The 16,794-nt window shown below is 33.4% G+C and carries 12 protein-coding genes; 3 read left to right on the plus strand and 9 right to left on the minus strand.

Going from position 1 to position 16,794, the window contains the following annotated elements:
• Positions 1–9: 9 nt before the first annotated feature.
• A complete protein-coding gene (locus tag BHX94_RS04230) occupies positions 10–195 on the plus strand; it encodes a 2-hydroxymuconate tautomerase (RefSeq protein ID WP_096076574.1) in 186 nt (61 codons plus the stop codon).
• Between the two features lie 43 nt (positions 196–238).
• On the opposite strand, the gene imm48 is transcribed toward BHX94_RS04230, so the two are convergent.
• Both imm48 and BHX94_RS04240 read right to left on the minus strand, forming a co-directional pair.
• Positions 239–691 (minus strand): Imm48 family immunity protein, encoded by a 453-nt coding sequence (gene imm48, locus BHX94_RS04235; RefSeq protein ID WP_111745028.1) that lies wholly within the window; start codon positions 689–691, stop codon positions 239–241.
• A gap of 86 nt (positions 692–777) precedes the next feature.
• Positions 778–1,719, minus strand: a complete 942-nt coding sequence (locus BHX94_RS04240) for an LCP family protein (RefSeq protein WP_111745029.1) — start codon at positions 1,717–1,719, stop codon at positions 778–780.
• Positions 1,720–1,839: 120 nt separating this feature from the next.
• Here BHX94_RS04240 and msrA point away from each other — a divergent pair, with 120 nt between their 5' ends.
• Positions 1,840–2,355, plus strand: coding sequence for a peptide-methionine (S)-S-oxide reductase MsrA (msrA, locus tag BHX94_RS04245; RefSeq protein WP_111745030.1), 516 nt, complete (start codon positions 1,840–1,842; stop codon positions 2,353–2,355).
• Here msrA and mprF read toward each other — a convergent pair.
• The 4 genes from mprF to glcT all read right to left on the minus strand — a co-directional run bounded on the left by mprF (position 2,352) and on the right by glcT (position 9,437).
• The gene (gene mprF / locus BHX94_RS04250) at positions 2,352–4,895 is read right to left on the minus strand and encodes a bifunctional lysylphosphatidylglycerol flippase/synthetase MprF (protein WP_111745031.1); all 2,544 of its coding nucleotides are present in this window, start codon (positions 4,893–4,895) and stop codon (positions 2,352–2,354) included. The genes msrA and mprF overlap by 4 nt on opposite strands.
• 121 nt (positions 4,896–5,016) lie before the next feature.
• Positions 5,017–6,174 carry an AI-2E family transporter gene (locus BHX94_RS04255; protein ID WP_111745032.1) on the minus strand — a complete coding sequence of 386 codons (1,158 nt, stop codon included), beginning with the start codon at positions 6,172–6,174 and terminating at the stop codon, positions 5,017–5,019.
• A gap of 171 nt (positions 6,175–6,345) precedes the next feature.
• Complete coding sequence (ptsG, locus tag BHX94_RS04260; RefSeq protein WP_111745033.1) at positions 6,346–8,400, minus strand: glucose-specific PTS transporter subunit IIBC; 2,055 nt, start codon at positions 8,398–8,400, stop codon at positions 6,346–6,348.
• 182 nt (positions 8,401–8,582) lie between these two features.
• Complete coding sequence (gene glcT, locus BHX94_RS04265; RefSeq protein ID WP_111745034.1) at positions 8,583–9,437, minus strand: glucose PTS transporter transcription antiterminator GlcT; 855 nt, start codon at positions 9,435–9,437, stop codon at positions 8,583–8,585.
• Between the two features lie 129 nt (positions 9,438–9,566).
• On the opposite strand from glcT, the gene BHX94_RS04270 reads away from it, so the two are divergent.
• Entirely contained in the window at positions 9,567–10,541 is a 975-nt protein-coding gene (locus BHX94_RS04270) for a DUF1002 domain-containing protein (protein ID WP_111745035.1), read from the plus strand.
• An 80-nt stretch (positions 10,542–10,621) separates the two neighbouring features.
• Here BHX94_RS04270 and alsT read toward each other — a convergent pair whose 3' ends face one another.
• The 3 genes from alsT to parE form a co-directional block, all read right to left on the minus strand.
• Positions 10,622–12,121: a glutamine transporter AlsT gene (gene alsT, locus BHX94_RS04275; protein ID WP_111745036.1), complete on the minus strand. Its 1,500-nt coding sequence runs from the start codon at positions 12,119–12,121 to the stop codon at positions 10,622–10,624.
• A gap of 148 nt (positions 12,122–12,269) precedes the next feature.
• Entirely contained in the window at positions 12,270–14,681 is a 2,412-nt protein-coding gene (parC, locus tag BHX94_RS04280; RefSeq protein WP_111745037.1) for a DNA topoisomerase IV subunit A, read from the minus strand.
• The gene (parE, locus tag BHX94_RS04285; protein ID WP_242446650.1) at positions 14,681–16,699 is read right to left on the minus strand and encodes a DNA topoisomerase IV subunit B; all 2,019 of its coding nucleotides are present in this window, start codon (positions 16,697–16,699) and stop codon (positions 14,681–14,683) included. The genes parC and parE overlap by 1 nt, the downstream gene beginning before the upstream one ends.
• Positions 16,700–16,794 lie beyond the last annotated feature (95 nt).

Genomic DNA, 16,794 nt, shown 5'->3' on the forward strand with positions numbered 1-16,794 from the left:
GAGAATTATATGCCATTTATTACAGTAGAATTACTAGAAGGTCGTTCAGAAGAACAGTTAAAGAAAATCGTTGAAGAAGTGACCGAGGTCGTAGCAACTAATGCGAACGCACCGAAAGAAAATATTCATGTATTTATTAAAGAATTGAAAAAAGATCGCTATGCAGTGGCTGGCAAATTAAAATCAGAATCGTAATTCAAAAAAGAAACCTGTTTGTCCTTAGCGGACAAGCAGGTTTTTATTGTTCATTCGGATTGATTCGTGCAGCCATATTAATGCGTTTCGGTGCCTGTTCAGGTTCTACAACTGCTTTAATATCATTTAATATCATCGTATAATCATTTTGGAAGTCGACAACGCGTCCCCCATCTAAATATTGATCAAGTCCTTTATGGATAATGATATAGATTGATTCATTTTCTTCTTTATTCGTACATGAAATAATATATTGTGTTAAAGCTTCAGCGTAATCAACTGGATAGCCGATAAATTCTGAGATTAATCTGACCATAACAACTTGTATTTCTTCTGCGCCAAAGTCATTTTTTTGTGCATAACCATTGAGTACACCGAAAGTATACGCCACCATTGCCTGATCATCTGCATCACTATGTTCATCGTATACTGGTGATGCTTGTAGTGTATTAGCAACGTTCACTGCATACTGGTACATTGCTTCTAAATCATTCATTTGTATCCCTCCATTTAATTCATAATTTATTTTATCATTGTTATATTATGAATGCATATAATAAAAACTCAGTCTTCTGACTGAGTTTATTCCTCTAGGAATTTCTTAATAGCTGTTTTATTTTTCTCTTTATCAATTTCTAATACTGCGCCAGCTTCAGGATAACTCATCTGAGTAAAGCTATCTTTTACCGGAATGACTAACGTATTTGGATCCTTACTCCCTCTGATTACAAACGAAGTACCTGTTCTGAATATTTCTCCATCTGTCATATCTGTATTGATGTATCCTCTTGCGATACCAGCAAGTTTAGGTGTTTTCAAGATCACTGGAAGACTAACCATTTCTTTCTTTAATGCTCGTATTACTTGCTGTTGACGTCTAACACGACCAAAATCAGCTTCAGCATCATTTCTGAATCGTGCATAGCCTAATAACTCTTTACCATTTAAATTGTGCTTTCCTTCAGTTAGTGTTACGCCAATTTTTTCTGACATATCTTTTTCAACATCAATGGGTACACCGTTCGGTGATATTTCATCTACCATTGCAGAAAATCCTTTAAAATCAACAATGGCATAATGATCTATATCGATATCAAGATTCTGTTTAATCGTTTGTCTTAATAGTTCCGGTCCACCTAAAGTATAGGCTGTATTAATCTTATAATTTCTGTAACCTGGTATTTCAGCATAAATATCACGCATCACCGAAATAACTTTCATCTTTTTATTTAAGTAGTTATACTGGCCGATCATGATAGAGTCAGTTCTCGCAGATCCATCAACCGCTCGGTCCTGTCCTAATATTAATATATTAATCTTTCCATCTTTTTTATTCACACCGTTAAATTCATATTGTTCATGTTTCGGTGCATGTTTTTCAGCTTGTTTTAAGCCACTTTCATAACTTGATTTTATGTATAAAAAACATCCTAATAAAATACAAATAATAAATAATAATATAAACGGTAACTTACGAATACGTCGCTTTTTTCGGCGACGTACAGGTGGCGTTTGTCCATCCATAATAAAACACCCTACTTTCCATTCTCCAGTATATTAAACTTATAAAAAATAAGAATAAATTGCAAGCAAATTCCTATGGTAATTGTACATTATTATCGTAAAATAATTAAAAGGAGGTAGATTGAAATGAAAACGATATATTTTGCCGGAGGTTGCTTCTGGTGCATGGTAAAACCTTTTGATTCTTTTGATGGTATTGAAAGTGTAAAGAGTGGTTATATGGGTGGACATATTGAAAATCCAACCTATGAACAAGTGAAGACAGGTACGACAGATCATCTTGAAGTCGTTGAAATAATTTATGATGATGCTGTATTCTCATTTGATAAATTATTAGAGATATTCTTTGCTCAAATTGATCCGACAGATGCTTTCGGCCAATATATGGACAGAGGCACACAATATAGAACTGCTGTCTTCTATTCTGATGAAACACAAAAAATGAAAACAAATGATTACATAGAAAGTATTCAAGATAGGTTTGATAAGCCGATTGTTACTGAAGTTCGTCCCGCTGAAGTATTCTATTTAGCAGAAGATGAACATCAGGATTTCTATAAAAGAAACCCTGAACGTTACAAGCAGGAACAAATTGATCGTGAAAATTACATAAAGACACAAAAAAATCTGAGCTAACGCTCAGATTTTTTTGATCGATTAATGATTGCATTAATACGAATCATCTGTGTAATGAGTGAACTATCTTTTCGATAAACTAAGTATCTTGATTGCCAGTCAGGGTCATACTTCTCCTTATATCGACGTAATCCTTTAAAACTATAAAGTCTTGAGATAGAATCAAATATCTTACCTGCTAGACGTTCTCTATAAAAAGCATGTTTATGACTGCCTACATTTGATAGTGGTGCCATTCCCATATTAAATGAATGATAGCCCTTCTCTTTCATTAATAGCATTGTATTTAAGTATAAACCATCCATCATCTGGAGTTCATTATCTTTCCAGCGTATCATGTCAACTGAAAATGAATTGTTATAATACGTTGGCATATACGATACAAAGCCAATAATTTCACTATCATTTCTAATAACTCCGATCGGTGCTTTATTTAAATAATCATGTTTAAACTGGCCTACCGAAAAATTCATTTCGTTACGTCCATTTAACCATTCATTAGAAACTTCTTGTAATTGAGCAATTAAACAATCATCAAAAGGAGGCTCTAGCACTTCATAGCGATATCCTTCTGTTTCAAATTTATTGACAGTAGCTCGAAATGCGCGTTTTTTCTTTCCGCTGATCGTAAAGTCTTCAAGTGGAATGACTGCTTCCTCACCTAGTTTAAAGAATATATTTCCGAAATCATGATACATCGGTAACAGATGAGATTGAACTTGATAGAATGCGACGTCATAACCGTAATATTCTGTCTTATCATAGAACTGTGTCAGTAAACATTGGAAAGATTCCTTATTCCCTATTGGATCACCTAAAACGATAATACTATCATTTTTGAATTGGAACATGACAAATGCATCACGATCATCATTCGTAAAAAATAATTTATCACCAGTGAATGCCAGATGACTCACAAAATTTCCGCCATACGTCTGAATAATTTTGTCTATCTCCTCTGTTGACATTTGCATATCAATTTTAGTTTTAAATTTTTTATTGAAGAGATAAGAGAGTGTAAACGTCACACCTGCAAATAATACGATTAAAAGCAGGAAATAATATTTTAGTAAGTTACTATCGAAATCAATATTTTCTGAGCGAATCAAATCTTCTAATTGTAATGAAAGTAACCATCCGTTGATTGATAATAAAACGATTGATGAAAGAATGGTTAATCCTGCTCTTTTTAATGTTATTGGTCTTCTAATCGAACTTACATTCCGATTGCCGATAAACAATAGTATTAACACAATAAATAGCCAGATATAAATGAGAAAGTTTCCATATGTCAGATATACGACAATCAGTAAAATACTTACTGCGACCATACTCATTACATGCGAGCGTCTTGTGTCATACATAATACCCTTAGCATTAATGATTAATAACAGCGCAGCCACTCCATATAATGCGGCTAGAAATAAATACGTATTATGTTTCACATCATAGATAGCTTCTATGATTACTAAACCGTTACTTAAAAATAATAAGAGACCCGTAATACCTACAATAACCCCTAATGCAATTGCCGGAAGTTTTACAATTAAGTCACGTAAAATGCTTAAAAACAAATTACTTGTCTCAATTGCTGGACCAACATATTTATGATCTTCAAACCGATCTTCAAATTGTTTTCTCGCCACACCTCTATACTCGAAAGTCGATAATGCAAGTGCAAGCAGGAATGGTACAAAGTAATAAACTACGCGATAAATAAGTAAAGTAAGTAATACTTGTTCTTCTGTAATTCCAATGGCTTTAAAACCTACAAGAATCATTAAGTCAAATGCACCAAATCCACCTGGTACGAGTGATATTAATCCTGCTAAAGCTGCTACAACAAATATGCCGATGACAACCGCAAATGGTACGGGATTACCAATACATTTAAAGATTAAGTACATTACGCCACTTGCTGCAATCCACTCCATTGCAGAGACTAGAGTAAATTTTAATCCTAATAATTTATCCTGATTGACCGGTTTTATAAATGTATATACTAAAAACACGGGTAAGAACAAAGCAGTGATAAATAATGCAATGTTATACCATGGGTAGTGATCAAAGGCATGCGTATTATTAAATAAATTGAATATGATACCTAGACTTAAAATGCTCATTCCTGAAATCATTGATAATAACAATAAGGAGATTGCTTTAACTAAAGTTCTTTCGTCATCAGCATAATTTCTATAAACTAGTAATCGCAGTCCAGCACCAATTATGCCTCCGAATCCAATTACAGCGTTTAATGCATTCGCTATAAAACTTGTGTTCAATAACTTTTTCTTAGGAATTGATAAATTTAAATTTTTAGCCAATACAAAGTCATATAACGATAACAACATTACAGCTAAAAACCCTGATATAATCAGACCAGCGAGTTCATAAGATTGCAACGATTTAAACGCAATATAGGTTGCTTTATAATCAATAGATGATAATTCACCGATTAATTTATAAAAAATAAAAACAAATAGTAAAGCTATAAATAATATTTTTAGTTTGTTTTGGTGGTTATTTAAAAATGTTTTCATACTTACCCACTTTCTATGTTAAAAAATGTATTTAAATATTGTTTATGTAAAAAAAGATAATACTATTGTACATGTAAATAACATTTTTGCAAAATCACAAAAAATGAAGCATAAACAAGAGTTATGCTTCATTTTTATTTATCTCATATGGACCATGTGCATCCTGAAAATATTTATTATATCGTATTTTAAATTTATGGAAGAAAAATTGTACTAAAACTTTCATAATTGCGTATAGCGGAATACCAAGAATAACACCGATTATACCCAACATATTCCCGGCACATAGCAGAACGAAGATAATTGTAAGTGGATGAATCTTCATCGTTTTACCCATAATACTTGGTGAAATAAAATGACCTTCTAAAAATTGTACTGCCATCCACACAACAGCTAACTTCAATAGCATAAGTGGTGAGTCAACAAGTGCGATGATGATTGCCGGACTGATGGCAATCATCGGTCCTAAATAAGGCACAACACTTGTAACTGCAGCAATACACGCTAAGATAAGTGCATATTCCAGTCCTATAATTTTATAACCGATAAACAGTAACACTCCTATACAAAAAGCAACAATCATTTGTCCCTGAATATATGAACCAACCTGGACATTCATCTTCTCCAGAATTTCATTGAAATCACTGCGATAGCGTGGGGGTAATAATTTGATCAAATAGCTTTTAAATTGTTTACCGTCTTTAAGTAAAAAGAATAATACAAAAGGAAATGTCATAATTACCACTGCTACACTAGCAATTGTGCCGATAATAGATTTTAAACGAGATGAAAAGCTACCAAGATAATCTCCTACTTTATTAGGAAGATCGCTTAAGTTCGTGTTCACCCACTTTTGAATGTCCTGCATATATGGAGCAATACGTGAATTAGATGCAATATCATTAAACTTATTAAGGATATGTTTCATATAATCCGGAAAGTTTGCTACAAGACTTAGTATTTGCTGTTCTATTAAAGGTATTAATACAGTAATAAGTATTGTGAAAACACCGATAATTAATAAAAACAAAATAATAATCGCATAAAATCTTTTGACCCTATTGCGTTCCAGTAAATCTACGATTGGATTTAATAGATAAAAAAGTACAAAAGCTAAAATGACTGGGCCAATAATCGTATTAAAGATAATTAGAAGTGGTTTAAATACAAATGATACTTTAGCAAAAACAAAGATTAATATCCCTACTAAAATAAGGACACATAATGAAAAGATGAGATTTTTTCCACCTAAAAAACGCATAAATCGATTATCCTGCATAGTTTGTTTCCTCCTTATTTTTTTTATTTTGATTTTAACAAATAAATCAAGGTTTACATAATCAAGTTATTGTATTCTAAAAGTGTGAATATCATATCAAATTTAAACATAATTATCATAAAAAAGCAAATTAGGGACTAGCGCATGCTAGTCCCTAATTGTACTAAATGATTATTTGATATCTAAAATTGCATCTCCTGCAACTGTGTGACCATAATTAATATTGTGCATTGATTTATCAGTTAAGTTTGTAAATATGATTGGTGTGATATCGCTATCAGCATTTGCACGAATATAGTCTAAATCTACTTTTAATAAAGATTGACCTTTCGTTACATGATCGCCAGGTTTAACTAACATTTCAAAACCTGCACCTTTCAATCCGACTGTTTCTAATCCGAAATGAATTAGGACTTCAATACCATCATTACTTTCAAGACCAAGAGCGTGTTTTGTCGGGAAGTCCATCTTAACCTCACCGTCAAATGGTGCAACAACTAATCCTTCTTCAGGTTTAATCGCTACTCCGTCACCCATCATTTTTTGACTGAAAACTTGATCAGGAACCGTTGAAAGCTCTACAACTTCACCAGTAATTGGTGCAAAAATTGTTGATGCATTATTTGTTGAAGCATTTGATGTTGCAGGAACAGCTTCTATTATTTCCTCTGCTTTTACAGCACCTGGATCTTCGATATGCACTTGTTCTGGACGCGTAACTTCACCAGACATAATACGTGCCATTTCATGTTTAATCTGATCTGACTTTGGACCAAAGATAGCCTGCATGTTATTACCAACTTCTAATACACCTGCAGCACCTAAAGCTTTTAATTCTGGAACATCAACTTTAGATTTATCTTTAACTTCAACACGAAGACGTGTAATACATGCATCTAAATGTTTAATATTTTCTTTACCACCCATTGCATCTAACACACTGAAAGGTAATTCATCATTAGAAGTTACTTTATTCACAACCTCTTCATCTTCTCTACCAGGTGTTTTTAGATTCAATTTTACAATAAAGAATCTAAATACTGAGTAGTAAATAACTGCATATACTAATCCCACAGGAATTACTAACCACCAAGGTGTTCTTCCTTGTAAAATACCGAAAGTGAAGAAATCAATAAATCCTCCTGAGAACGTATAACCTAAATGTAAATCCATTAAATACAAGATTAAGAATGATAATCCATCTAATACTGCATGAATAAAAAATAATACTGGTGCAACAAATAAAAATGAAAATTCTAATGGCTCAGTAATACCTGTTAAGAAAGATGTTAAGGCTGCAGACGCCATTAAACCACCAACGAATTTTTTCTTTTCCGGTTTAGCAGTATGATATATTGCTAAAGCTGCTGCTGGTAAACCAAACATCATGACTGGGAATTCACCCTGCATAAATGCACCTGCTGTTAATGGGACTTTATCTTGAATTTGAGCCATGAAAATATTTAAATCACCATGAACAACTTTTCCTGCTGCATTTGTATATGTTCCAAATTCGAACCAGAATGGTGCATGGAAGATATGATGAAGACCAAATGGAATAAGTAATCGTTTAATCATACCAAATGCGAAGACTGCTAATGCTTTATTTTCTTCCATTAAGTAAAGTGATAAGCTATTCATTCCACTTTGTATTGCCGGCCAAATAAAGAACATTGCAATCCCTAGTATAAAAGCACTAAAAGCTGTAACGATTGGTACAAAGCGTTTTCCGGCAAAAAATCCTAAAAATGGCGGTAGTTGAATATTATAAAATTTATTGTATGCCCAAGCAGCTAAAATACCAATAATAATACCACCAAACACACCTGTTTGTAATGTTGGAATACCTAATACAGTAGCATAACCAGGACTAGAACCAACATTTTCAGCATTAATGCCTCCAATTTGTCCCATTGTAACGTTTAACACTAAGTAACCAACGAATGCTGCTATAGCTGCAACACCGTCACCACCAGCTAAACCAACAGCTACCCCGAGTGCAAAGAGCAGTGGCAAGTTATCAAAAATAATTCCACCTGCGGCTTGTAACATCGAAGCAACTTTGACGATAATGTCATTGCTTAAAAACGGGAAAAAATCAACTAATGATTCAGTTTGTAGAGCAGCACCGATACCTAGAAGTAAACCGGCTGCTGGCAAGATTGCTACCGGTAACATCAATGCTTTACCGATACGTTGTAATTGACCGAATAACGTTTTGAACATATTTTTTTCCTCCTAAAATGTTTTGTTTAGATTGTTATAGACTATGTAAAAAATATAATGAATACAAGTCTACATGCATCATCAAAGCTACATACATATTCACAAAATACAAAGCAAACAAAAAAGGCATGAGTATATACTGGTCCCTTTGTACCAGTAATAACTCATGCCTGCTTTATCAGTTACACGTTATCTACTTCAGTATTAAATGCTTGAATATGCATTGTAAGATATACAAGCTCTGATTCATAAACAGACTTGTTTAAATGCGTCTGCATCATCTTAACAATCTTTACAGCCGTATTGTAACACATTGGATATTGAACTTTCAATAGGTTTTCTAATTTTTTTTGTTCAGGCATACGTTCATCTGCCATCACACGTTGTACTGCAAAACTAATATGTCTAACAAATCTTGAATAAGCAATAGAATCCTTATCAATATTTACTTTCAAATCCTGTTCTATCATATGAATCGCTTTTGTAATGACTTCTGCCATCATATTCATATCACGAAGTGAATGATTATTTACGGAAGAATGAATATGTAATGCAATAAATCCTACTTCAGTTCTAGGAAAATTAACCTGAAGTCTATCATTTAACATTTGAACAACTTGTTCAGCAATTAAAAATTCTCTCTGATATAATGCTTCTGTTTCTTTCAAAAATGGATTTGCAACAAAAATACCATCTTTATAACGTTTTAAAGCAAATATGATATGATCTGTTAGTGATAAAATGATTTTATCGTCCATTTGTCCATCTGTTCGCTTATCAATAAATTCCACAATCTCGATTACTGTTGCAATGACATGGTCATCTGTTAACGTCATTAAATCTTTATAGCGTTCTTGTTCCTGTTCAGTTTTAAGTTCGAACATTTTTTCTATTTTATTTAGATCCTGATCACTTATTGTATGTCCGGCTTTCTTATTGAAGCCTATACCTTTACCGATCAATACAACTTCTTTATTATTTTTAAGCGCAATTAATACGTTATTATTCAGAACTTTATCGACAATATATTGTCCCATATTAAATACCTCATTCCAAAGACCTATGTGTTCAATTTAGTTACATGGTAAAATAATGATAGCTACATAAATAGCAGCTATATTAAATATAGTGAAACTTAATATTAAATAAAAATTGGAGGGATTAAGTTGAAATTATACAAAAAGTTATTATTCATTTCAATAGCATTATTACTCATTGTAGTTCCATTTAAAAATGCTGATGCTGTTACTGAAGAAGCCTGGTCAGAAGCTGTAACTGTTTACGGTGCTGCCCTGGAACAAAATAGTGATCTGCAAAATAAAACTAAGTCTTTACTTGGTACTGATGATAGTGATAAGACAACTTATGTTCATGCTGCAGATTTAACGAAATATTTAGATTTACAATCAAACGACAGCGTTTTAAAATCCAGTATTCGTATCAAGAAATTATCAGCTGGTTCTGGTCTTTCTTTAAATATAAACCAATCAGCAGGTAAAATCACTAAAATTACCGAAGATACTTATAAAAATGCATTGCTCACTGCTGGTGTAACGGATGCTGAAGTTACAATTGCAGCTGCAGAAGATGTTACCGGTGAAAGTGCGTTAGCTGGCGTATATAAAGCATTTGAAGCACAAGGTGAATCAATTGATACAGCACAAACGCAAGCCGCCCAAAATGAATTGAATTCAATTTCAAATATTAATGCAGAAAATGCTGGCAAAGAAGGCTTCTCTCAAGAACAATTAAATAAAGCAATCGCTGAAGCTAAAGCAGAAATTGCTAAGCAAGGTGCTAACTTAAATACAACTGAAATTAAAAATATCGTTGTTCAGAAGATTGAAAACAATGGTCTAAATAATATTATTTCAGACAACCAAATTAACATCATCGTTAACTTTATTAATAACGCACAAAATTCTGGTGTATTCAGTGGAGAAAATAAAGATAAGTTTATCAATGGCGCAAAAGATTATGTCAATGAGATTAAAAATTCAGATGGCTTTAAACAAGCCGCTGATAAAGCGAAAGATATGGGGAAAAGCATTCAGGATTCACTTGAAAAAGAAGGCGTATGGGATAAATTTATGAACTTCATTCAATCAATTATCGATGCAATTATGGGACTATTTAAATAATGACATATTAAAAGAATCAGTGTATGATTTCATACGCTGATTCTTTTTGACTTTATTTATACAACTTTTTTACTATTTAATTATTTAATCTCTTTCATGTCAATATTATCCTGTTCAGAATGATATTTGTAAGGATTCTCTCCCCAAGTCTCCACAGATGATAAGTCTGCTTTTACATTTTTAGTCTTAAATACAGGGTTTAAACCTTTTTTACGTTGCTCATCATAATCTTTAGCAACTTCAAACACAACATGTGCTAATCCAATAATCGCAGTAATATTTAAGATAGCCATTAATCCCATAAATAAATCAGCAGTAGACCACACAGTTTCTACTTTAATTACAGCGCCGAAAAATACCATCAGTACTACTAACAATCTGAAGATAAACATAACTGTTTTATTTGTTGTTAAATATTCGATGTTTGATTGTCCGTAATAATAGTTACCTAATACAGAAGAATAAGCGAATAAAAACACTGCAATTGTCAGGAATACTCCGCCAAATGAACCAATATGACTATTTAAAGCTGCTTGTGTTACTTCAATCCCTTGAGGTGCTTTATCACCAAACTCTAATCCACCATATAATAAGATCATTATCGCAGTTGCCGTACACACTAACATCGTATCGAAGAATACACCAAGTGATTGTATTAATCCTTGTTTAACCGGATGACTTACTGCTGCAGTAGCTGCTGCATTAGGAGCAGACCCCATACCTGCTTCGTTTGAGAATAACCCACGTTTAATACCTTGCATGATGGTAAATCCTAATGCACCACCAAATGCTGGTTCTAATCTAAATGCACCTTTTACGATTTGCATAAACATCGGTATAACGTCACCTATATGTGTGATTAATACAAACAATACGATAACGATATAAAGAATCGCCATTACAGGAACGATTGCTGTTGAAACGTTGGCAATCCAGCGCACTCCACCAAAGATGACAAGTGCCGTTATCACAGCTAAAAAGATTCCTGTCCAGAATGGATCAAAATTATATTGTTCTTTAAAACTAGCAGCAATCGTATTTGATTGTACCGTATTAAAAACAAATGCAAATGTTACTGTAATAAGAATGGCAAATGTTGTACCTAACCACTTTTGACCTAATCCATGCTCCATATAGTAAGCTGGCCCACCACGGAAACCACCTTTTTCATCTTTTACTTTATAAACTTGTGCGAGTGTCGCTTCAAAGAAAGCACTTGCAGCACCGAAGAATGCAATTACCCACATCCAGAATACTGCACCAGGCCCCCCAAGAACAATTGCCGTTGCTACACCAGCGATATTACCAGTACCTACTCGGCTCGCTGCACTTATAGCAAACGCCTGAAAAGATGAAATACCTTTTTTCCCATCTTCGAGTGTTTCAGGTTTCTCACCGATTACCCTAAACATCTCTTTCAACCATCTAAACTGAATAAATCTTGAACTTAAACTAAAGAAGAACCCAGCGAGTAATAGTAATCCGATTAAAAATTCAGTCCATATCAAATCATTACCAGCAGTGACAATCGATTTAAACCACTCTGGTATCATTGCATCAAAATTTACATTCGAAAACATATAAAACCTCCATATCCTTTAATAAAAATAATACAAAGTTCATTTTATCATAGAATATGAAGGTTTCAATTTTTATTTTAATATATATAAAATTATTTAATATATAATAATTAACTATCAAACAACATTTAACAATTATCATTACTGTTTATTCAATATCAAACATAAGATAAAATGTATCAATCTGTCCAAATTCTTTTTCATCTACGATAAAACTACCATTTGTATATCTGTCAGCGTTACGTATCGTTTTTGTATTTGACTGATATATTTCATTTGAAGAAGATAATGTAAAGTTTACATCATCAGTTATGATATATGCATTAACTACTTTATGCGGATTAGATTTGAGTTCTTTTAAGATAACAACGCCTCTATTCGCTCGTTTACTCTCTTCAAATAAATCTATTTTCATCTTTTTCATTGCTCCACGTTGCGTAGCAATAATGAGGTCACTCTCGGGATAAATTAATTCAGTTGAAATAACTTTATCATTGTCTTTAAGATTAATTGATTTTACGCCCGCAGCTTTTATCCCGATATTATTGATTTCAGCTAATGAATAATGTAATGCAAAACCATTTTGAGTTACTACGAGAATATGTTCTTCACCAGTTACAGATTGTATAGCAATAACCTGATCATCATCTTTTAATTTCATACAGACAATCGGTCTTGAAAAACGTGTCACATTAAAATCATTAAGTAATGTTCTTTTGATCATTCCATTTTTTGTTGCTATCATAATACTTTGATCCTGATTGAAATCAGGAACATTGATCATTCCAACAACATGTTCGTTTTGAGTAAGCGGAACAATTTGCGATATATGAGTACCAAGCTCTTTCCATTTCACATCAGGTAACTGATGAACAGGAATATAAATATAGTGTCCTAAGTTGGTAAACACAAGCAGTACATCCTGTAGATTACTTTCTTTATAATCCAGTATTGAATCTCCTTCTTTAGTACCAAGCTCATATAATCCACTCGCACCAAAACTTCTTGGAGAAGTACGTTTAATATAACCGTCTTTCGTAATACTTATAATCGTTTCTTCACTAGGTATTAAAATCTCTTTAGAAATCTTGATTTCCTGAATCTCATCTTCAATAACACTTAATCTAGGTTCACTAAACTCTTTTTGTACGGCTTTAAGTTCACGTTTAATCACCGACATTAAATGTTTTTTATCATTAATGATTTTCTCAAGTTTTTCTAAAGTAGCCTTTAATTCATCATGTTCATTTTCTAATTGTACAATATCAGTATTCGTTAGACGATATAACTGTAACATCACAATGGCTTCAGCTTGCGCTTCTGTAAAATCATATTTTGTTTTTAAATTTTCTTTTGCATCACTTTTGTTTTTAGACTGACGAATCGTTTCTATCACTTCATCTAATATCGACAATGCTTTAATGAGCCCTTCAACAATATGCATTCGTTTTTTAGCCTGTTCTAATTCAAATTGACTACGGCGTAAAATGACTTCTTGTTGATGCTTAATATAACTTTGTAACATTGCTTTGACACCCAAAAGACTTGGGCGTCTATCACTGATTGCTACCATATTAAAGTTATAAGCAACTTGTAAATCAGTATTTTTATATAGATAGTTTAATATACCTTCTGCATTTGCATCTTTCTTAAGTTCTACGGCGATTCTTAAACCATTTCTATCTGTTTCATCACGAACTTCAAGAATGCCTTCAATCTTCTTATCTGCTCTTAATTCATCAATACGTTTAACAAGTGTACTTTTATTCACTTCAAATGGTATTTCAGTGATTACAATCTCTTCTCTGCCACCGCGTAATTTTTCAATCTCAACTTTACCACGTACAATCGCTTTACCTTTGCCCGTTTCATATGCTTGTTTTATACCTGATTTACCTTGAATAATCCCACCTGTCGGAAAATCTGGCCCTGGCATGACTGTCATAATTTCTTCAGTAGTAACATTAGGATTATCGATAATCATTAATGTGGCATCGATTACTTCACTCAAATTATGTGGTGGAATATCAGTGGCATAACCTGCAGAGATACCCGTTGACCCATTGACTAATAGATTAGGATAATTTGCAGGTAAAACCATAGGCTCCATTGCAGTATCATCAAAGTTTTGTACCCAATCAACAGTATCCTGATTAATATTACGTAATAATACACTGGCAAGTTTTGATAACTTTGCTTCTGTATAACGCATAGCGGCAGGAGGATCATTATCTATACTACCGTTATTACCGTGCATTTCAACGAGAACATGACGTAACTTCCAGTCCTGACTCATACGGACCATGGCATCATAAACTGAAGTATCACCATGAGGATGATAATTACCGATAACGTTACCTACTGTTTTAGCACTTTTTCTAAAGTTTTTATCAAATGTATTACCTTCAGTGTGCATCGCAAATAAAATACGACGTTGTACTGGTTTTAGACCATCCCTGACATCCGGTATCGCACGATCCTGAATAATATATTTACTATAGCGTCCAAATCGATCACCAATAACATCTTCTAAAGGTAAGCTTTGTATATTTTCCTGCATTACGCTATACCTCCTTCAGATAAATCTACATCTTTAATTACAGCAACATCCTCTTCTTCTTCAAGCAACAATAATTCATCACTTTCAAGAATGCTGACATCTTCCTGCATGCCAAATTCAACATTTTGTTCAATCCAGTCACGACGAGGTTCAACTTTATCACCCATTAATGTTGATACACGTTTCGCACTTCTTAATTCATCGTCAATTTCCACACGTATTAATGTACGGGTTTCAGGGTTCATCGTTGTATCCCATAGCTGATCAGCATTCATTTCACCTAAACCTTTATAACGCTGTAAAATAAATCCTTTTCCTACTTTTTTCTGCACATCTTTTAGTTCATCGTCCGTCCATGCATATTCAATCACTTCTGATTTACCTTTGCCTTTAGAAACTTTATATAAAGGCGGTAACGCTATATATACTTTTCCTGCTTCAATAAGAGGTCGCATATATTTAAAGAAGAATGTAAGTAATAATACCTGGATGTGCGCACCATCTGTATCTGCATCCGTCATTATAATCACTTTTTTGTAATTGCTATCTTCAATATTAAAGTCATTGCCGACACCTGCACCAATCGTATGAATAATCGTGCTGATTTCTTCATTCTTTAGAATATCTTCAAGCTTAGCTTTCTCTGTATTAATTACTTTACCACGTAATGGCAATATGGCTTGAAATTTTCGGTCACGTCCTAGTTTAGCAGAACCACCGGCTGAATCACCCTCTACTAAATATAGTTCATTTTTCTCTGTATTTTTACTTTGAGCAGGTGTTAATTTACCTGACAACAATGTTTCTTTACGTTTGTTCTTCTTACCATTTCGAGCCTCTTCACGTGCCTTTCGTGCAGCATCTCTTGCTTGTGCTGCTTTTACAGCTTTTTTCACTAGAACCTGGCTGAGCTTACCATTCTCTTCAAAATAATACGGTAGCTGTTCAGCGAGCATCGCATCTACAGCACTTCTTGCTTCGCTTGTCCCAAGTTTAGATTTCGTTTGACCTTCAAATTGTAATAAATGTTCAGGAATCTTAACAGAGATAATCGCAGTCATACCTTCACGAATATCATTACCATCTAGATTTTTATCTTTTTGTTTTAATTCGCCTATCTTTCTCGCATATTCATTAAACACACGAGTCATCGCAGTCTTCATACCCACTTCATGTGTTCCGCCATCTTTCGTACGTACGTTGTTAACAAAAGAAAGTATGGTCTCTGAATACTGATCATTATATTGGAAGGCAACTTCCACTTCAATTTCATTTGATGTACCATTGAAATGCGCTACTTCATGTAAGGTTTCTTTACCCTCATTAACGAATTTTACGAAATCACTTAAACCATCTTCAAAATAAAAATCATCGTGACGCTTCGGAATTACTCTATTATCCGTAATCGAAATATGTAAGTCCTTCAATAAGAATGCTGATTCGCGTAAACGTTCGCTTAATGTTTCATAATTATATTTCGTCGTTTGTTTAAAAATAGAAGGATCCGGTTTAAAAGTAACAGTTGTACCTGTCTTCTTAGATTTACCTATCTCTTCTAAAGTTGTTACAGGTACGCCACCATTTTCAAAACGTTGTTTAAAGATTTTCCCATTATTATGAATTGTAACTTCTAACCATTCACTTAACGCATTAACTACAGAAGCCCCTACACCGTGAAGACCACCAGTTGTTTTATATCCACCCTGTCCAAACTTACCACCTGCATGTAATACAGTAAATATAACCTCTGGTGTCGGTTTACCTGTCTTATGCAGACCTGTCGGCATCCCACGTCCATTATCTGTTACTGTTACAGAATCATCTTCATTCAAAATTACTTCTATTTTATTACCATGCCCATTTAATGCTTCATCGATAGAATTATCTAAAATTTCATACACAAGATGATGAAGCCCTCTCGTGTCAGTCGAACCGATATACATACCAGGTCTTTTTCTAACTGCTTCTAACCCTTCTAAAACTTGTATCGATTCATCATTATATTGATTTTTCGGCAAAATATTACCTCCTACAAACATACGTTCGTTTAATTTATACACATTCACTATTTTATCTAATCCCTATATTTTTGCAAGTATTTATATAAAAACAT

It is taken from the genome of Macrococcoides bohemicum (assembly GCF_003259675.1).
Taxonomy (GTDB): Bacteria; Bacillota; Bacilli; order Staphylococcales; family Staphylococcaceae; genus Macrococcoides; species Macrococcoides bohemicum.